We start from the raw sequence: 19332 nt of genomic DNA, 5'->3' as shown, positions 1-19332 counted from the left end.
TGGTCCGGTATGGAAGCCGGTCGGTCAGGGCGCCGCTTATGCCTTGACCACTTCCTGCTCGATGGCGCCAAAGATGGACTTGCCGGCCTTGTCCTTCATCTCGATCCGGACCGTGTCGCCGTATTGCATGAAGGGTGTCGCCGGCTTGCCGTCCTTGATGGTCTCGATCATCCGGATCTCGGCAATGCAGGAATAGCCGACCCCGCCCTCCGAGATCGGCTTGCCGGGACCATCGTCAAGCTTGTTGGAGACCGTTCCCGAGCCGACGATCGTGCCAGCAGTGACCGGACGCGTCTTGGCGAGGTGGGCGATCAGTTGCGGGAAATCGAAGGTCATGTCGATCCCGCACTCGGCCTTGCCGAACATCTCGCCATTGTATTTCACCAGCAGCGGCAAATGCAGCTTCTTGCCGTCCCAGGCCTCGCCGAGCTCGTCCGGGGTCACGGCGACCGGCGAGAAGGCGCTCGGCGGCTTGGCCTGGAAGAAGCCGAAGCCCTTGGCCAGCTCACCCGGGATCAGACCGCGCAGGGAGACGTCATTGACCAGCATGACAAGACGGATTGTCTTCGCCGCCTCATCCACTGAGCAACCGGCCGGTGCGTCACCGGTAATCACCGCGATCTCGCCTTCCATGTCACAGCCCCAGGCCGTGTCACCGAGCGGGATATCGCCGCGGGGTGCGAGGAAGGCGTCGGAGCCGCCCTGGTACATCAGCGGATCAGTCCAGAACGTGTCCGGCATCTCGGCACTGCGCGCCTTGCGCACAAGTTCGACGTGATTGACATAGGCCGAGCCGTCGGCCCACTGAAACGCCCTCGGCAGAGGCGACAGGGCCTCGCGCTCATGGAAGCGTTCGCGCGGAATGGTCTCGCGCTCGAGTTCATCAGACAGCGAGCGCAGGGCCGGCTCGCAGCGCTCCCAGTCGTCCAGCGCCGCCTGCAGGGTCGGCGCGACCTGATGGGCATCTGCGCACCAGGCGAGGTCCTTCGAGACCACAACCAGGCGACCGTCCCGGCTATCGGATTTCAGCGTTGCGAGTTTCATCCTGTTTCTTCCCTGTGCATCGAGTGTGGGGCCGGCCTGTTATCGGCCGGTTCAGATTAGCGGATTGGGCAGGCGTCCGTCCCGCGGTGATTGCGGGAACAGCCCATGGCTCCATTCAATGATGGCATCGAGTTCCGGACCCAGGCTGGCAGCAATCGCCGCCGCCTCCTGGCGACGGCGCTCGGCACCGTGGGCCTGCCCGGCATGCTTGGCGTCCTGCCTGAACAACGGCCCGTCGGCCGTCGCGGCGATATGCGCGGCACCGAGCTCAAGGCCAAAAAACTCGTCAACTGCCGTCAGCGCGGCCGCCGGTGCGGCGACGAAGGCATCGCCATCGAGCGATGCGAAGGCCGCCGCCGGTCCCTGTGCCAACGCGGCCTGCAGGGTTGCGATCTGCATGTGCCAGACGATGGCCGCGATCTGCAGATCGGACATTTGCATCAACTGGCGCGGATCGGACCGGGCCACGGGGTGCCCGTCCATCGCAAAGATGGTGAACAGCCGGCGCGCAAAGGACCGGCCCGCCTCGCCCTTCTTGGCCAGCGAGGTCAGGAAGCCGCGCAGGCTCGACGTCAGAAAGAGATGCCGTGCCTGCGGGAATAGCCGCGCCGGGTCGGCGATCAGGTTATTGACCGTATTGGTCGGCTTGATCGTGACACAGGCATCCGTCCCCGCACTGGCCGCAAGCGACGGCAGGAGCCCGCGCAGCCAGAGGTCCGAGACCGCCACCCCGTCCCGACGCTTGATATTGGCAACCTCCATCAAGGCGGCCGGCTCGCGCAGGCTCAGATTGCGACCCGGCTTGTCGAGACAGCGCGCCAGAAGGGTCGAGCAGCAGAACGCCGAATGCCAGATGAAGACCGGCCGCGCGCCCGGTCCGTCGGGCACCAGCTTGGCCAGCGGCACGGAGTGTGCGGCGCATCCGGTACGATCCCAGCGATCATCAAGAAACGCGGCTGCGGCCAGACTCTCGCGCGTCACATCTCGCAGGCGGACGGACCGGGTTTGCGCATCGACCGCGTCGGGAAAACGAAGCGTTGGAGAGACGGACATGTCTGCCAAGGGTGTGTCCTGTGACGTTTGACCGGATCAGGATCTGACGGAGCCGGAACCTGAAAATGAGGCTAGACCGGATCGAATTGGCCGTCTTCCCCCATCCACTCCAGAACCCCGTCATGGATGGAGAAACGGGCCCCGTGCAGACCAAGGCCACGGTCGCGGATCGCCTGTTCGATAAAGGGAAACTCGTGCAACCGATCGAGAGAATGCCGGATCGAGTTGAGCTCGAGCGCGGCGCACAAGGCGTCTTCACCCGCGCCGGCATGACCCGCAACGACTTCTGCCCGAGCGGGTTCCAGAGGCTCGAGCCAGGGCCCGAGATACTTGAACGCGGTGGTATCAACGCCGGCAACGCAGGCTGCCACGCCACTGCACTGGCCATGCCCCATCACGACAATATGGTCGACCCTCAGTGCGCTGACCGCGAACTCGATGGCGGCTGACACGCCATGGCGCCCGCCGTCATCGTCCATCGGCGGCACCAGGTTAGCGACATTGCGGACCACAAACAGGTCGCCGGGCCGGGCGTTGAACACCACGGCCGGGTCCACCCGGCTATCGGAGCAGGCAATAATAAGCGTGTGCGGATTCTGTCCCTTGGCCAGCTCTGCATAATGCGCGCGCTGCATTTTGTAGGCGTCGCGGCGAAACTCGCGATACCCCTCCAGCAAGGGCTGAGGCGGGCGGATCATCTTGGCGTGTCCCCTCAGTGTCGCGCTGACAGAAGCCAGCCGGTCACAGTGTTCATACCGTTTTAGTTGCAATCGAAACCATTTAGAACCCGACACCGCAGCCTGTGCCGGGGACCGCCTGACCGGCGCCATAAAAAACGGCCGGGACAAACCTGTCCCGGCCGCTAGGTGGTGCAACATGCAAACAGTCTGGGAGGATCAGCTTGCCGAGGTGCACGTGATCAGTGCGAGGTTGGCGGTCACTTCGTCCTCACCGGACGACGCCGCCTCAGCGGCCCGGAAGTCGGCCGCGGCGGCCTCACGATTGCCGGCCAGCCAATGAGCAGCACCGCGATTGTTGAGGGCGCGCCAGGCATTGTCGCGCAGCTCAAGGGCCATGTCGCAGGCAGCAATTGCGGCGTCAGTGTCTCCGGTCGCGGCATAGCCGGCGCACAGATTGGAATAGGTCGCGGTGCGGTCACGGGCCGATTGACCGCCGCCAACAAGGCCTTCGCCGATGTGGAGCACGTTCGCCCACTCGCCACGCTCGACCGCGTTGTACTGGGCGCGCACGGCACCATTGGCCGTGCGGTGCCCTGCCATGGTCGGCTCGGAGGCGCAGGATTGGGCGAAAGACAGGGGGGAGATGGCGGCCGCCAAAGCGGTCGCAAGGATGACAGTACGCATGGACGATCCCTTTGACGCGAACAATTCGGTAAACACTGTTTATCTTTAGAACGAAGTTCTGCGAATGGAATTGACGATATCATCATCCTCAGAATACAAATTCGTATGGATGACTGGTCTGATTATCTCGTCTGCCTCGCCGTTTCCGAAGCGGGCAGCCTGACCGCCGCAGCGCAAGAGCTCGGCGTCAGCCAACCCACTGTGACGCGTCGCCTGCAGGCGCTGGAAGCCCGGTTCGGTGAGCCCCTGTTCGAGCGCGAGCAAGGTCAGACCCGTCTGACGCCACTGGGCCAGAAGGTCACGGCGCACGCAGCCCGGATGCGCGACGAAGCCTCGGCTATCGAGCGCGCGGCCATGGCCCAGGACCAGTCCCTGTCCGGCCTGGTCGTGGTATCGGCATCCGAGGGCCTGGGCGCTGACTGGTTGCCGCGGGCTCTGGTCAGCTTCCAGATCGCCAACCCGGGTATCGGCATCGACATCACGATCAAGAACAACTCCGCCAACCTGGCCGATCGCGAAGCCGACATTGCCCTGCGCTGGAACGGCCCGGGGACCCAGCAAAGCCTGGTCGGCCGCCGCGGCGCGACCGTCGGCGCAGGCCTGTACGCTTCCCGTGCCTATCTGGAGACGCACGGCCGACCGACCGTGGTCGAGGATCTCGCCGATCACTCCGGTGTCGGCTGGTCGCTCGGCGATTATTTCGGGTGGCCGTCAACAGAGGCCGGGGCCCCGGTCCTGCCGCGGCATGTCTCGTTCAAGACCAACAGCCCGGCCAGCCATGTCAAAGGGCTCGAAGCGGGTTTTGGCGTCGGGGTCACCTCGCACCGGATCGCCCGCAACAGCGGTGAGCTCGAGCGCATCCTGCCCGATTTCGAAAGTTCACTCGACCTCTGGGTCGTGGCGCACGAAACTGTCCGCAAGAGCGCCCGGGTTCGGGCGGCCTTTGACCACATCATTGCGCAGATGAAGGCCGACGCGGCGTATTTCAGCCGCGGCGAACCGTCCATCCTCTAGCCAGGCACGGGCCTGTCCGGGCCCGTCTCAGCCCTCGTCGCCGTAGATCGCAATGACCGGCTCGCCGCCCTCGCTCAGCCGGGCGCGGTACATGCCCGGCGTATTGAAGCTCCAGGCGATATCACCCTGCGGGGTCAGCGCCACAACGCCACCATCGCCGTCCATGGCCGTCAGCTCGTCCATGATGACCTGGTCGGCCGCCGCCTGCAGGTCCAGACCCTGGAATTCGACCAGGGCGCAGATCCGGCTGGCGACTGTCAGGCGGATGAAGAACTCGCCCGTCCCGGTGGCAGACACGCCGCAGCTGGCATTGCTGGCATAGGTTCCCGCGCCGATGATCGGACTGTCGCCAACCCGACCCCACCGCTTGGCGGTTGTCCCACCGGTCGAGGTTCCCGCCGCAATGTTACCGGCCCGGTCCAGCGCCACAACGCCAACGGTCCCGAAACGGTGCTCGCGGGCATCGCGATCGAGCTCGCCATGATCGACCCCGGTCGGCGCCGGAGCGCCCTCAGGACGCGGCGGGATCTCGAGCCCGAGGCTGATCAGCGTGCGCTCGAGAGCGGCCCAGCGCCGCTCGGTGAAGAAATAGGCCGGCTCGACAATCTCCAGCCCCTGCTCGCGGGCAAAGGTCTCGGCACCCTCGCCCTGCAGCATCACATGACGCGAATTATCCATGACTGCGCGGGCCAGCGATATCGGATGACGGACCTGGGTGACACCGGCCACGGCGCCAGCGCTCAGGGTCGCGCCGTCCATGATCGAGGCGTCAAGCTCATTGCGACCGGCGGCCGTGAAGACCGCCCCGCGTCCGGAATTGAACAGGACATCGTCTTCCATGCCGTGGATGACCGCCTCGATCGCGTCGAGAGACGTCCCGCCGGACTCGAGGACAGCCTCGCCGCGGCTCAATGCGGCAGCCATGGCCGCACGGTACTCGGCTTCACGGTCCGGCGTCATTGCGCCGCGCTCGATCACACCGGCGCCACCGTGAACCACGAGTGCCCAATGCCCCTGCGACGGTGCTTCGGACTGGGCGTCGGCAGACGGTGCCAGACCGCCAAGACTGGCCGCCAGAGCGGCCGGGATCAGATAACGCAGCATGATGTCAGTCTCCCCTCAGGTTTGGCAGCAGGTTCCCGCGCGCGCGCGGTGCTGGCAAGAGGGTCGATCAGGCCGACTGGACGCAAAGTGGCCGCAGACCGACCAGGCTGGCATGCGAGAGCCCGCCTGCCGGGCGGTCGAAATAGAGCTGCAGGCCCTGAACCGTCCAGCCGCGCGGGCACCAGACCGTCCGAAACTCGGTCATGCACGCTCCCGCTCGCGCCGTGACGGCCTCATCGGAAAACGCGTACAGCCGGACGGCGCCAATTCGCTCGTTCTCGGCCAGACAGGCGGCAATTCCGTTGACCCGTTCGCCCGGCCCCAGCCGCGCCAGCCCGGCATCGGCCATATGACGGCGGGTGACGCGACCGGAACAATACTGTGCGGCCCGGGGCGGTGCGTCCTGGAAGAAGGCGCGGACCTGACAGGGCCGATGGTTGCGAACCGTGATCTGCAAACCGTGGAAGTCAGAACCCGACAGCGCGATGAGGCTGGTATGGAAATCGGTGCTGCGCCCGATAACCCGGTCCTCTCCTTCACCCACCAAGCCGAGCGCAACGGCCAGGGACATCACGAGCATTGCCAGCATGACGCGTCCTCTCCTGAGGCGGGCACACTAGGCGATGACGGCCGGATTGTCCGGACACAAGGCGATCACAAGAGCGTGCGGCGCGCCTGCGGCTCAGTCCCCGCGCGGCGCAGCCCCACGGACCCTGACCCGGACCCGGGATGCGCGACCACGCTCATCGACGGCGCTGACGGCGTAGAAGCCCGGCCCCGGAGGCACCCAGACCGGTTCGCCCAGCACATTGACGGGAACCGCAGCGCCATCGGCATACCAGCGCACCGGGCCCGGTGCCTGGGCGGCGAGAATGAAGCCGCGCCCGGCCCGGTCTGACCAGACCTCGGCGCCGTCCGGCGGAAACAGGATGTGCGGCGCGGCGTCCTGACGAAACTCCGTCATCGTCTGCGGTGTCTGCGCATCGAGCGCCTCGAGGCTGTCGACCTCCATATCCGCATCCGGCTCGAGCTGGCTGATCCCGTCCGCGAGGCGGAACAATACGGGCAGCGCCGCCTCGCGTCCCGTCACCCCTTCTCGCGGGGCGCCATCGGCGCGACCGGACCAGACCACGATCGTGTAACGGCCGGCGACACCGGCAGCCCAGGCATCGCGAAACCCGTAGGACGTTCCGGTCTTGAAGGCGATATCGGGTGCATTGCGGGCCAGCACGGCCGGCATCCGTCCACCCGGATGAGGGGCCCGGCGCAGAACGGTAAGAATGTCCGCGGCGGATTCCGCTGACAGGATCCGGAACTCACCGACCGGTTCCTGCTCCGCGGCCAGCTCGTCCTCGAACCAGACCAGCGGCCGCGCAGCGCCACCATCACCGAGGGCTGCGTAGAGCGTGCCGACCTGGCGCACGGTCAGGCCGGCGCCACCCAAGGCCACCGCGAGACCACTGTCCTGCCCGGCCTGGCGCGGCCGCAGCGGACTGGCGCCGGCAAAGCCCAGCGCTGCATTGAAGCGGCGCGCGCCGACACCGTCGAGCGTCGTGACGGCGGGAATGTTCAGGGAATGCTGCAGCGCTTCCGCTATCGTCACATCGCCCCGGAAGCGGCGGTCGAAATTGTCCGGCTGATAGCCCGAGAACCGGCGCGGAAGGTCAGCGATGCGTGTCCCCGGCGCCGCGATCCCGTCGTCAAAGGCCATGCCGTAGATGAAAGGTTTCAGCGTCGAGCCAGGCGAGCGGGGCCGGTCCGTCAGATCGATCCAGCCGCCCGGCCTCGACCGGCTCGCCGAGCCCGCGAGGGCACGCACGGACCGGCTCCCGGTCTCGATGATCAGCGCTGCAAACTGGACGGCCTCATCAGTCTGGGAAACCTCTGCGGCAAGGCTGTCCTGCAACATGAGCTGGAGACGTCGGTCAATGGTCGAGACGTGGTCGCGAGCCTCCGGGCGCGCCCGGCGCAGACTGTCGGCGACATGCCAGGCGTCGGAGGGGAAGGCCCCCCGCCCGGGTGCCGGATCTGCGGCAGCCTCCGCGGCGGCACTCGCCCGGGCCAGGCCAACACTGGCCAACCGGTCGAGCACGCGACTGCGGGCACGCACGGCATTGTCCGGACGACGGTCCGGACGCCGCGCCTCGGGCGATTGCGGCAAGGCAATCAACATGGCGATCTGGTCTATGGTGAGATCGTTCGGCTCGCGTCCGAAATAGGCCCAGCTCGCCGCCCTTACCCCTTCAAGATTGCCGCCATAGGGGGCGAGCGTGAGATAGAGCTCAAGGATCTCCGGCTTGCTCAGCCGCAGCTCAAGCTGAAACGCCCGGGCCATCTGGATCAGCTTCGCACCGAAGGTCCGGTCGCGCGGCTCGATCAGCCGGGCCAGCTGCATGGTGATGGTCGACCCGCCGGAAACGATTCGCCCCGCCATCAGGCTGTCCCGGCTGGCGCGCACAAGCGCCGGCAGGTCAACACCCCAATGCCGGAAGAAGCGCTCGTCTTCATAGGCCAGAAGCGCAGTCACGAAATCCGGGTCGAGCGTGTCCAGATCAGCCGGCAAACGCCAGCGCCCGCCCTCGACCGGGAAGGCCCGCAAGACCTGCCCCTCATGATCGCGCACCACCGCCGACACCGCCCCCGGCGCCGGCAAAGGCGGCGGCAAGGCCCGGTCCAGCGCCAGCAGGCCGACCAGAGCGACCAGTGGCGTCAGGATGAGCCAGTATGACCGCCCCAGTCCGAACATGATCAGTCGCGCGGTGCGATCACGATGCGACGGGTTTCCGAGCGGGCGTAGACATCACTGCGATACATGTCCTCCACGACGGCCCCGGGCAGGGTGTAGGTCCCTGGCGTCACGGCGCGGACAATATAGGCCAGGCGGCGCGGGCGACGCTGGGTCAGATCGAGGGCCGCGGCGTAGCGGTCATCGCGGGTCTCGCTCATCGACGGCGAAACCACAGTGCCCAGCCAGTCATAAGGCCCGCGCGGCGCAGCATCGCCAGGCTCGATCTCTGCCTCGATCTCGAAGCCGGGCGGCAGGAGATCGACCAGAATGGCCGGGATCAGGCGTTGCTCATGCGGCGAGATCGTGATGTCGATCATCAGGCGGTCACCCTGGATCAGGGCTTCCAGATCCACCGGGCTGCCGTCGAGCGCCAGAACGCGCTTTTGCACCGACAATCCTTCCGCGGCCTCACCGGGCGACTGCCGGTTCTCGCCATGAGCCAGCTGCGTCACCCAGACCGGGCCTGTACCGGACGTGGTGAAGACAAGCGGTTCATCCAGCATGTCGGGCGCGATACGGAAGACCGGACGCTCGCCATCCACCGCACTGAGCGGACTGTCGATGACAATCGCGTCGGCCCCGCCGGACAGGCCCTGGGCTGCCATCAGCAGGAAGGCCTTCTCCTGGGTGGTCAGGCGGGCCGGTTCGGGCAGGTCTGCCACGACGCGTTCCGCCAGCCGCGCGACGCGGTCGGCATCACCGACTTCTGCCGCATAGGCGACCAGACCAGCGAGATCGCGACGCGAGGACTGATACCAGTCACCCGGGTTCTCATAACCGATCGCCGCCTCGGCCGCGTCAAACGCGCTCTGCGAGCGCGCCCGGTCACCAATCAGGTGAAGCGCAGCGCCCAGCTGGGCCAGGGCAAGCGGACTGTCGATCTGATCGAGACGTTCATCGTGCATATAGCGCAGGCGCGAGCGATCGACCCGCCCGGCACGAGCCAGCACATAGAGCGCATAGGCGGCGCTGCGATCCGACAGGCGCTCGGCGGTATCGGTCTGACCACGCCACACATAGATGTCGCTGTCATAGCCGCTGGCGCGCCAGGACTCCTGCGCCGCGATGTGCTCGAGCACACCATAGGCGCGCTCGAGGGCAGCGTCCGGCACCGTATAGCCAGCGGCCTTGGCCCGGCCGAGAAAATCGACGGCATAAGCCCCGATCCAGGAGCGGCTGTCGCGATCACCGATCCGCCACAGTCCGATCGCGCCGTCATTCGCCTGGCGATTGAGCAGGGTCGCAATCGCGTCCTGGATGATCGCTCGGCTGCCCTCGATCCCTTCGACACCTGCAGCAGAGGCCAGCGGGTCTGCCATCAGCAGCGGCAGGGCCCGGCTGGTGATCTGCTCGGTACAGCCATAAGGGTAGCGGTCGAGCGAGCGCAGCAGCGCATCTTCGTCAAGCGGGGTGGGCGAGAAGCTGAGCGTGACATCGGAATTGCCCGGCAGATAGGCGGCCAGCGCGTCCGAACCCAAAGTCCAGCTTTCCCCCGGCAACAGGCGACCGCGGATCACCGTCGATGACGGCAGCCAGGCCGACCGAACCTCGATCGGATAGCTGCGCCCGACCACGAAATCACCGGGACCGTCGACATCGAGGCCGACCGATCCGATACCGGCATCCTCGCCAGACAGCGCATAGCGCCGATCGGCTCGTTCGCCCTGAGCCAGAGGAATGGTGTCGGTATTCATCGCCGACACCGCGCCCTCGGCGCTCACCGTGGTGACATAATCCCCCGCCGGTCCGTCGACATTGTCGATGGTCAGCGTGGCGGTCGAGACATCCCCCGGAGCGAGGAAGCGCGGCAGGATCAGTTCGGCCGGAACATCGTCGCGAACGGTCAGGGGTTGCGACAGCCCGCCGACACCGCTGGCGCTCCAGGCGACCGCCATCAGACGCAGCTCGCCGTTGAAGTCGGGGATATCAAGACTGACGGTGGCCCGACCATTGCGGTCAACGGCAACCGGTCCGGAGAACAGCGCCACAGTGCGGGTCGGCACCACGGTCAGACCGGCGCCGCCAATCTGGTCGCCCCCCGAGCGCACCGCTGCGGCTGCGCCCTGATTGGGATCGAGCAGACGCCCGTAATCATCGTATAGGTCCACATCCAGCGCCGACTGACCAAAGAACCAGTCGACCGGATCCGGAGAGGCAAAGCGGGTCAGGGCGAGAATGCCCTCGTCAACCGCAGCAACAGTGAGCCACGCCCCCTCACGAACCGGTCCGTCCAGCGTGACACCCAGATCGAAGGTCTGGCGCGGGCGGATCCGCTCCGGCGCGTCGAGCGAGAGCTCAAAGGTGCGCCGGCCCATATCGACCGGCAGATAGGCGATCCCGACAGCCCGGCGCGGTGCCGGCTGGTCAACCGGATGACGCGGAGTGAAGAGCGAGACCATGGCGTAGGCGCCCGCCCCCCATTCCTCGGTCACCTGGAAGGACAGCTCCATACCGTTTTCGGGAATGCTGACCGAACGGGTCTCGATGACATGGTCACTGGCGATCACGATCTCGGCCTCACCCGCATAAGGCGGCAACAGGCTGAGCGTGACCTGCTGACCGACCGCGGTCGGCGTGTCCGGGGTCGACAGGGCGACCCGGTCCGGGGCTTCGCTACCCGCTTCGGCGGTTGATCCCCAGCCGACCCAGAAGTCGGTCGAGGCATCCTGGCCGGTTTCGGCGTGCGTGACGACAAGGCGATAGCTGCCCCAGTCGAGCGCGCGGATACCGATCCGCGTCGGGCCATCCAGCGCACCGGTCACCACACCCTGCTCGATCGGCACGATCTCGCGGGTGCGACGCCATTGCCAGCGTCCATCTCCCACGCGATACCAGTCATACTGCCAGTCCACGCGGACCAGCTGCCAGTCCAGCGAGGCCGCCACAAGGGCGCCGGACGGGTCCAGCGCCACCACGTCGATCGCGGTCTCGCTATTGCGTTCTGCACGGCCGTCAAATTGCGGCTTGAGGCCGAGATAGAGATCGGCAGGCCGATACGGAATGCGCAGGTCATCGGCAACCGGACGGCCACCCGGTTCAATTGCCGAGATCACGGCACGAACGCGCAGAGGCTGGCTCGCATCGCGACCAGCCTGGCCCAGCTCAATTGTCTGCACAGCGCGCCCGGCACCATCGGCGACGGTGTCGGCAAGATCGCTGGTGAACTCGCGGAAGGGTTCGTCACTGCGGCCGAAGCGGAAGTCGGGATAGTCGGCAAACGGGCTCGGGTCGGTCTCGATGCGGACACGCCCCTCGACCACCAGACCGGCACCGGGAGCGCCATAGAGGAAGCGGACATTGGCCTCGATGTCGCGCGCCTCGCCGGCCCGGATCGGGGTCTCGTCATCGCCGTCGAGCGTCAGACCGACACGTTGCGGCACGAAGTCCTCGACCGAGAAGCGGACCTGGCCGACACGGCCATAGCCATCGACATCGGCAACGATGCGCCATTCGCCACGCGCGGCCGACCGCGGGATATCCCAGGTCCAACTGACACCGCCGGCATCCGGTGCGGCCGGGAAGCGGACATTGGCCGCCTCGATCCCGTTGGGACCGAACACGGTAAGGTCAATCGGCCGGTCGGTGATCGCGAGCGCTTCGGCATCGCGGACCAGGGCCGAGACCTGCACCGCTTCGCCGGGGCGGTAGATGCCCCGGTCGAGATAGACAAACCCGTCAGCGCCATCGGGGCGCTGACGCCCCGAGGTGTCCAGACCGGACAGGTCGACCGGATTGCGCTGGAAATCCAGCACGGCAAAATCATTGTCCGGACCGTAGGCGGTCAGCAGACGCGGCGCCATCGGGCCTTCGCCGCGGGTCAGAGGGCCGTCGAAACGGGCCCGGCCACTGGCATCGGTCATGACGCTGCCCAGCACTTCATTGGAGCGGGCGATCAGCTCGACCCGAACATTGGCGGCAGGCTGGGCGGTCTGCAGCGAGCGCACCATAAAGTCGACACCGTCATTGCCGCGATAGGCGGTCAGGGCCAGATCGGTGATGACCAGCCAGCGATTGGCACGAGCCGGATTGCGGGTGTCATTATCGGCCTCTGCGGCGTCGACAACAGTGATGTGATAGGCGCCCGGTGTCAGGGTTCCGATCGCCTGGGCAATCGGGAATACGGTGGTGACCGGCGTGTTCAGCGCTCCGGCGGTATCCATTTCGCCGCGCCAGATGATCTCGCCGACCGCGTCCGGATCCTCGTCCTGGTCCGACCAGTAATACTCGCCCGCCGCGATATTGGCGCCGGACGTGATTGAACGGAACGCCAGTGCCCGGTCATTGATCCGGCGCAGGGTCACCGCGACGGTGTCGACATTGACGGTTTCGATGGCGAGCCCGTCGGCGTCGAGGCGCGGCAGGATCACGCCATCGCCGGCGATGCCGACATAGGCGGGGCGATCCCCGAAATCGATCTCGATGGTCTCATCGACGAGCAGGCCGTCGCCACTGGCCGCCGGCAAACCGGCGCGCAGGGTGACCGATTGACCGTCACCAAAGCCCAGACCGCCAATGCACAGGGTCTGACCGTCGGCATCCAGGGCGATGGGACGGGTCGGCGAGATGGCGACGTAGGAGGCATAATCGGTCGCCGGATCAAGCGGCTGGGTGAAACCGAGACACAGGCGCGGCGCATCAGCATCGACCTCGATGGAATAGCGCAGGAAGGCGAACTGGCTCGACGTGGTGGCCTCGGCGCGGGGTGCATCGGCGGCCCGGGTTTCCAGCTGTGGCCCCGACTCGGTGACCGTGTCGGATCCGCCGGAGCAGGCTGCGACTGCCAGGGCAAGCGCGCCCGCAAGCCAGATCGAATACCGTTTTGCCATCACCCGTTCTCCCCTGTCGACGTGATCGACAGCATAGGCCAAGGCGCGCGTGAAAGCACTCACAAACCTTGCGAAATATTAGGGTTTTTTGGTGGCGCGGGCAGCGCCGACCGGCGCAACCGAACCGCTCACAGCCGGTCTCAGCCCGATGGCAGGCCGCACAGCGCCGCGATATGGCGCCAGGGAATGGCCGCCGAGGCGAAGCCCAGCACAATAATCAGGCCGCCGACCAGCCAGCGTGTACCCGTCGACCGGGCCAGCCCCATGAACCGGCTCATGCCAAAGGCCGCTGCCGTGACGGCAGGCAGTGTTCCCAGACCAAAACCCAGCATGATCAGGCCGCCCGAAACCGGTCCGCCGGACAACAAGGCGTAGAAGAGCGCGGCATAGACCATGCCGCAGGGAAGCAGTCCCCAGACCAGCCCCGCGAGAAGCGGGCTGCCCGCCTGCAGCCCCCCGCCCAGGCGCGCGCCGGCAAAGGCCTGCACGCGCTGCCCGACCCGATCCAGCCCCGCCAGGCTTGGCGCCCAGCCGAGCACGGACAGTCCGATATAGACGAGGACCGACGCGCCAACCCAACGCAACACCTGATGCGCCTCGCCGCGATCGAAACCGAAATAGACTTGCGAACCGATTGCCGCGAGCACGGCCCCTGCCGCTGTGTAGGCGATGATCCGGCCCAGCTGTGCCAGCATCAGGGTCCGGATTCGATCAGCATTGCCAGCGGAGGGCGACAAGGTCATGGTCAGGCTGGCCGCGATGCCGCCGCACATGCCGACGCAGTGCAGGCTGGACGCGAAACCGGCCAGAACACCGCCTGCCAGGCTGAGCTCGGAAAGTGCGGTCGTGGTCATTCCGGCATCCTTGCCAGACAGGTGGCGATCAGGCCACTGTCATGCAGGCGGGAAGGCCACAAAAAAAGTGTGGCGTAGTGACGCAAAGCCGGGCCACACTGGTCCTCAACAGAGCCGCAATGCAGGCCGGCCACGTCGAACCCGGACCGGGCGACGCAGAACGATCGGGGAGACCATCATGATGACACTCAACCATGTCCGCCGCGACGCCCCCTGGAAATGGCTGCGAGCCGGGTGGCAGGACCTCATGCGGGCGCCGCGGGTCAGCCTGACCTATGGCGGCATTTTCGTGCTGATCGGCGCGATCATCATCCTCGGTCTGAAGGCAACCGGCCTGTCCTCCTCCATCCCTGTGGCACTGAGCGGATTTGCCCTGATTGCCCCCGCCTTCGCAGTCGGTATCTATCAGGTCAGCCGGGCGCTGGAGCGCGGCGAGACACCCCGTTTCCGGGTCATCATCTCGCGCTTTCCCGACCGCATCTCGCAAATCGGATTTCTCAGCATCCTGCTGGCCCTGCTGCTCCTGCTCTGGTTCCGGGTCGCCCAGATCCTGCTTGTCGTGCTTGCGCCGGACAGCCCACTCGAGGCCCCCGCCTTCCTGAACTACCTTCTGACGGACAGTGCGGGCCTGACCCTGTTGACCGTCGGCACGGTGTTCGGCGCCGCGCTGGCGACCCTGGCCTTCGCCATATCGGCGCTATCCTTTCCGCTCCTCGTCGACCGCGACATTGATGCCATCACGGCGCTGGCGACAAGCTTCAAGGCAGTCATGACCCAGCCGTTCGTGATGCTGACCTGGGCCTGGCTGATTGCTTTTGTCATGGGCGCCGGCAGCGCGCTGTTCGGCATTGGTATCGCCGTCGCCTTCCCCTGGATCGCACTGGCGACCTGGCACGCCTATCGCGACTTCCTTCCGCCGGCCTGACGGTCCGGAGGCGTCAGATACGGCTAGTCGGCGTCCTGCTCGCGCTTGGGCGGCAAGGGTGCGTCATCATCCATCAGGATACGCTGGGCAGCGCCATCCATGTCGTCATACTGGCCGTTGCGCAGGCTCCACAGGAAGCCGACAAGGCCGAGCGCGCCCATGGCAAGCGCGACAGGGATAAGCCAGATCAGGACCGACATCAGCCTCTCCTTCGCGCCAGGCGCAGCGCGTTCAGCGTAACCAGGATGGACGAGGCCGACATGGCGATGGCCGCGATCATGGGCGTGACCAGACCTGCCACCGCCATCGGCACCGCAATCGCATTATAGGCTGCAGCCAGTCCGAAATTCTCCAGCACCCGGCGACGGGCCCCGCGCGAGACGTCGAGCGTGACGAGACAGGCCGCCAGCTTGTCACCCTGCAACACGAAATCGGCCGCGGCCTGCGAGATCTCGGCGGCCGAGGCCAGCGATACCGAGACATGGGCCGCCGCGAGCGCCGGGGCATCATTGATCCCGTCACCGATCATCGCCACCACGGCGCCGTCGGCTTTCAGCGCCTCGAGACGGGCGATCTTGTCCTGCGGATGCATCTCGGCATGCCAGTCCTCGATACCCAGTTGCGCGGCAACCTGTTCAACCGGACCGGTCCGGTCGCCCGACAGCAAAACGACCCGGCAATCGCGGGCCCGAAGGCCGGCGATGACGGCTTCTGCATAGGCCCGCAAACGGTCCTCGAAACAGAAACGGACCGGCTCCGCCTCACCGACCTGCAGCCAGGACTCGCTGTGCGGATCGCTCTTGGCCTCGATGCCGAGCCAGCGGGCCGCGCCGAAGCGGATCAACAGATCATCGACGCGGGCCTCGAGCCCGCCACCGGGAACTTCCCGGACGTCGGCCGCCGCATCACCCATGCCCGCGGCGTCGGCAATCGCGCGCGAAAGCGGGTGGCGACTGGTTCGCGCCAGCCGGGCGGCCTGCTCCAGCGCGCCCTCGGGCAAACTGTCCTGATTGACCAGCCGCGGACGCCCTTCGGTCAGGGTGCCGGTCTTGTCGAAGACCACGGTGTCGACCTCGGCAAAGCGTTCCATGGCGTCGCCGGACTTGACCAGAACACCTTCGCGATAGAGCCGGCCCGAGGCGACGACCTGGACGGCCGGCACGGCCAGCCCCAGCGCGCAGGGGCAGGTGATGATGAGGACCGCAATGGCATTGATGATGGCGGGACGCGCCTCGCCCCCGATGACCAGCCAGCCGACCAGGGTCAGCGCCGCCAGGCCATGCACTACCGGCACGTAGAGCCGGGCCGCCCGATCCGCCAGCTTCACATAGCGCGAACGCGACTGTTCGCCGGCTTCAACGAGGCGGGTGATCTCGGACAGAAGGGAATTGTCACGATCGCTGCGCGCTTCGAGCACCAGCTTGCCGTCGAGATTGAGCATGCCGGAGAAAACGTCCAGCCCCGGCCTGGCGGTCACCGGAGCGGTCTCACCGGTCACAAGAGAACCGTCCAGCGCGCCCTCGCCTTCCAGGATCCGGGCATCGACCGGAACACGGTCACCGGCAGCGAGCACGAGATGATCGCCGGCCTTCACATCGCGGGCCGGAATGGCGCGGATGCGGCCATCGGCCTCGAGCAGGTTTGCGGTCGCCGCCTGCATCGCAGCCAGGCCACGAGCGGCATCACCGGCCCGGGCCCGCAGGCGCATGTCGAGGAAACGACCAATCAGCAGGAAGAAGAGCAGCATCACCGCGGCGTCGTAATAGGTCTGGCCGTGACCGATGAAGGTCTCCCAGACAGACAGGCCACAGGCCAGCAGCACGGCGAGCGAGATCGGCACATCCATATTGACGTGCCCGCTGCGCAGAGCCGCAAAGGCCGAGCGGAAGAAAGGCTGTCCGGCATAGGCGGCTGCGGGCAGGACAATCAGCGCGGAAATGCGGTGCATCAGCGCCTGGGTTGCGTCGGTCATTTCCAGCCCGCCGGACCAGACCGATACCGATAGCAGCATGACATTCATCATCGCGAAGCCGGCAACGGCCATCGCGCGCAAGAGGCGCTTTTCCTCGTCACGATTGGGGTTGGCGTTGCCCTCGGGTTCATAGGGCGTGGCCGGATAGCCGAGGCGACCGAGCAGGCGGACATAGTGCGACGCCAGCGCCCCCCCCCCGCGCCAGCTCAGGGCGAGCCGTCCGGTCGAGAGGTTGAGCCGGGCCTCGGCGACCCGCTCATCCGCTTTCAGCCCGCCCTCGATACGCGCAATACAGCCGGCGCAGGTTGCCCCCCGCACGATGAGATCGAGCCGGGACACGCCGTCGTGTGATCGGACGAAAGCCTGCGGGTCAGCGCCGCCCGGATAGGCCGCGCCAGTCGTCGCAAGATCTAGGGAAGCCATAATTCACTGACCATTTCGAAAGGGGGACCCTCGACGGTGTGCGCCTCGAGTCGCCAGTCACCGCGCCCCCCGCACGCCAAGGCGACAGCATACACGCCGGGGCGGGATTCCGCGAATACCAGCGGACAGTCGCGGGAGGTATCGGCGTGATGGACCAGCGTGCCGGCGAGGTTCAACCCGCTGATGGGGGCCCCGTCCTCGGCCGCGATGGCCACGAGGATGTTGCGGTCGACCAGGTTGACGCGTGCGGTCCAGCCCAGCGCTTCCTGGGCCCGGCGGCGATCCAACGTGTCATTGTAACTGAGCCCCTGGACATAGGAGCGCGGAACGTCCTCGCCCGGATGGGTGCGCAGGGCCAGCGTGATGAAGGTCGCATTGACCCCGATGGTCACCGAGAAGAAGGCAATGATCATCACCAGAACGTGCCAGCCACGCAGCGGGTTGAGGGGGTTGCGCATCATTCGGCTCCGGTGATCAGCATGGACGGTGTGGTCGCGCTCTCGCCGGTGACCGTATCGGTGACCCGGAACGCGATTTCCTCGCGCGGGCCATCGATCGCATCCGCCGGCAGGGTCAGGTAGACGACGTAATCCTGGGACCGGTCAGGACCGATCAGGATCTGGTCGGGACTGGCCGCCTCGACACCGAGGATGCGGACACCGATTGCCGGATCGCCCTCGACCGCGAGACTCATCACCCGGGACGCGTTGGCCTTGTTGATGACATTCACCGTATAGCCATTGCGCACGGAGCCATCGGACAGGCGAACATAATTGGGATTGCGGTCGCGCTGCGAATTGAGTTCCAGCTCGGTCCGCGTCAGCAAGGCGCCCAGCATCAGGGCCGAGACGATGGCCAGCGACACCGCATAGACCATGGTCCGGGGCCGGAAGAAGCGGTAGACCGGCTTCTCGCCCGCCACATAGCGATCCACATTGTCGTCAGTCTCATAGGTGATCAGACCGGTCGGCCGCCCGACCTTGCCCATCACATCGTCGCAGGCATCGATGCACAGGGCGCACTGGATGCATTCCAGCTGCGCGCCGTCGCGGATATCGATCCCCATCGGACAGACCGCCACACACTGCTTGCAATCAATGCAGTCGCCGCGATTGTCCCAGCTATCGTCCTTCTTGTGGGCGCCACGGGGTTCGCCGCGGTCGATCCGGTAGGTGACGTTGAGGGCGTCGCGGTCGGTCATCGCCGCCTGGATGCGCGGCCAGGGGCACATATAGGTGCAGACCTGCTCGCGCATGGTGCCGGCCAGCGTGTAGGTCGTGAAGGTCAAAACGCCGGCAAAGACATAGGCGGAGGGCTCGGCGGTGCCGGTGAAGAAATGCGCCAGCGTGTCCCAGGCATCGTGGAAATAGAGGATCCAGGCCCCGCCGGTGGCAAAGGCGATGACCAACCAGACCGCATGCTTGCCGACCTTGCGCCAGGCCTTGCCAAGGCTCCATGGCGCACGGTCAAGCTTCATCCGGGCATTGCGGTCGCCTTCGAACAGGCGCTCGACCATGATGAAGAGATCAGTCCAGACCGTCTGCGGACAAGCGTAGCCGCACCAGACCCGGCCAAAGAGCGCGCTGGCCAGGAACAGCCCCAGCGCCGCCATGATCAGCAGGCCGGTGATGTAGTAGATTTCCTGCGGCCAGATCTCGATGAAGAAGAAATAGAAACGGCCATGGGCAAAATCGACCAGAACCGCCTGATCCGGCGCGCCCGGCCCCCGGTCCCAGCGCAGGAAGGGGATGAGATAATACACCCCCAGGGCCAGCGCCAGGATCACCCATTTGACGAAACGGAACTTGCCGTGCGCGAGCTTGGGATAGATCGGCTCGCGCTTCTTGTAGAGCTCGCGGGTCTCGGCGGCATTGACGGCCTCCGCCTTGGACCGGGAGATCCCCGGCGCGGCCATTCGTTTGTCGGCTGGATTGGACATGACGGGGTTAAACCGGAACTTTCATG

15 protein-coding genes are annotated in these 19332 nt (G+C 66.3%); 2 read left to right on the top strand and 13 right to left on the bottom strand.

The features are described 5' to 3' along the window. Positions 1-36: 36 nt before the first annotated feature. From AAA969_RS05540 to AAA969_RS05525, 4 genes are all read right to left on the bottom strand, one after another. Complete coding sequence (locus AAA969_RS05540; RefSeq protein ID WP_338244451.1) at positions 37-1044, bottom strand: fumarylacetoacetate hydrolase family protein; 1008 nt, start codon at positions 1042-1044, stop codon at positions 37-39. 51 nt (positions 1045-1095) lie between these two features. Beyond that, entirely contained in the window at positions 1096-2106 is a 1011-nt protein-coding gene (locus tag AAA969_RS05535) for a hypothetical protein (RefSeq protein WP_338244449.1), read from the bottom strand. A gap of 62 nt (positions 2107-2168) precedes the next feature. After that, positions 2169-2795 carry a carbonic anhydrase gene (locus tag AAA969_RS05530; RefSeq protein ID WP_338244447.1) on the bottom strand — a complete coding sequence of 209 codons (627 nt, stop codon included), beginning with the start codon at positions 2793-2795 and terminating at the stop codon, positions 2169-2171. Positions 2796-2993: 198 nt separating this feature from the next. Then, positions 2994-3461, bottom strand: a complete 468-nt coding sequence (locus AAA969_RS05525; RefSeq protein ID WP_338244445.1) for a hypothetical protein — start codon at positions 3459-3461, stop codon at positions 2994-2996. Between the two features lie 105 nt (positions 3462-3566). On the opposite strand from AAA969_RS05525, the gene AAA969_RS05520 reads away from it, so the two are divergent. Continuing rightward, positions 3567-4475: a LysR family transcriptional regulator gene (locus AAA969_RS05520; protein WP_338244443.1), complete on the top strand. Its 909-nt coding sequence runs from the start codon at positions 3567-3569 to the stop codon at positions 4473-4475. Positions 4476-4502: 27 nt separating this feature from the next. Here AAA969_RS05520 and AAA969_RS05515 read toward each other — a convergent pair whose 3' ends face one another. From AAA969_RS05515 to AAA969_RS05495, 5 genes are all read right to left on the bottom strand, one after another. Then, complete coding sequence (locus tag AAA969_RS05515) at positions 4503-5579, bottom strand: isoaspartyl peptidase/L-asparaginase family protein (protein ID WP_338244441.1); 1077 nt, start codon at positions 5577-5579, stop codon at positions 4503-4505. A gap of 67 nt (positions 5580-5646) precedes the next feature. Further along, a complete protein-coding gene (locus AAA969_RS05510; protein ID WP_338244439.1) occupies positions 5647-6168 on the bottom strand; it encodes a hypothetical protein in 522 nt (173 codons plus the stop codon). Between the two features lie 93 nt (positions 6169-6261). Continuing rightward, the gene (gene pbpC / locus AAA969_RS05505; protein ID WP_338244437.1) at positions 6262-8325 is read right to left on the bottom strand and encodes a penicillin-binding protein 1C; all 2064 of its coding nucleotides are present in this window, start codon (positions 8323-8325) and stop codon (positions 6262-6264) included. A 2-nt stretch (positions 8326-8327) separates the two neighbouring features. Further along, on the bottom strand, positions 8328-13193 hold the full coding sequence (locus AAA969_RS05500; RefSeq protein WP_338244435.1) for an alpha-2-macroglobulin family protein: 4866 nt from the start codon (positions 13191-13193) through the stop codon (positions 8328-8330). A 140-nt stretch (positions 13194-13333) separates the two neighbouring features. Then, complete coding sequence (locus AAA969_RS05495; protein WP_338244433.1) at positions 13334-14047, bottom strand: sulfite exporter TauE/SafE family protein; 714 nt, start codon at positions 14045-14047, stop codon at positions 13334-13336. A 178-nt stretch (positions 14048-14225) separates the two neighbouring features. Between AAA969_RS05495 and AAA969_RS05490 the strand changes: the two genes are divergently transcribed. Continuing rightward, positions 14226-14972 carry a DUF2189 domain-containing protein gene (locus tag AAA969_RS05490; RefSeq protein ID WP_338244431.1) on the top strand — a complete coding sequence of 249 codons (747 nt, stop codon included), beginning with the start codon at positions 14226-14228 and terminating at the stop codon, positions 14970-14972. Positions 14973-14995: 23 nt separating this feature from the next. Here the strand turns inward: AAA969_RS05490 and ccoS are convergent, their stop codons facing one another. Genes ccoS through ccoG form a run of 4 tightly spaced genes read right to left on the bottom strand, consistent with a single transcriptional unit; the run spans position 14996 to position 19282 of the window. After that, positions 14996-15172 carry a cbb3-type cytochrome oxidase assembly protein CcoS gene (ccoS, locus tag AAA969_RS05485; protein WP_338244429.1) on the bottom strand — a complete coding sequence of 59 codons (177 nt, stop codon included), beginning with the start codon at positions 15170-15172 and terminating at the stop codon, positions 14996-14998. Further along, the gene (locus AAA969_RS05480; RefSeq protein ID WP_338244427.1) at positions 15172-17367 is read right to left on the bottom strand and encodes a heavy metal translocating P-type ATPase; all 2196 of its coding nucleotides are present in this window, start codon (positions 17365-17367) and stop codon (positions 15172-15174) included. Before AAA969_RS05480 ends, ccoS begins: the two co-directional genes overlap by 1 nt. Next, positions 17355-17825, bottom strand: a complete 471-nt coding sequence (locus tag AAA969_RS05475; RefSeq protein ID WP_338244425.1) for a FixH family protein — start codon at positions 17823-17825, stop codon at positions 17355-17357. The genes AAA969_RS05480 and AAA969_RS05475 overlap by 13 nt, the downstream gene beginning before the upstream one ends. After that, positions 17825-19282, bottom strand: coding sequence for a cytochrome c oxidase accessory protein CcoG (gene ccoG / locus AAA969_RS05470; protein ID WP_338244423.1), 1458 nt, complete (start codon positions 19280-19282; stop codon positions 17825-17827). Before ccoG ends, AAA969_RS05475 begins: the two co-directional genes overlap by 1 nt. Positions 19283-19332 lie beyond the last annotated feature (50 nt).

Source organism: Maricaulis maris (assembly GCF_036322705.1).
Lineage (GTDB): Bacteria > Pseudomonadota > Alphaproteobacteria > Caulobacterales > Maricaulaceae > Maricaulis > Maricaulis maris_B.
Note: the sequence above shows the minus strand (reverse complement) of the source record. Positions and strands in the feature narration are given on the sequence as shown.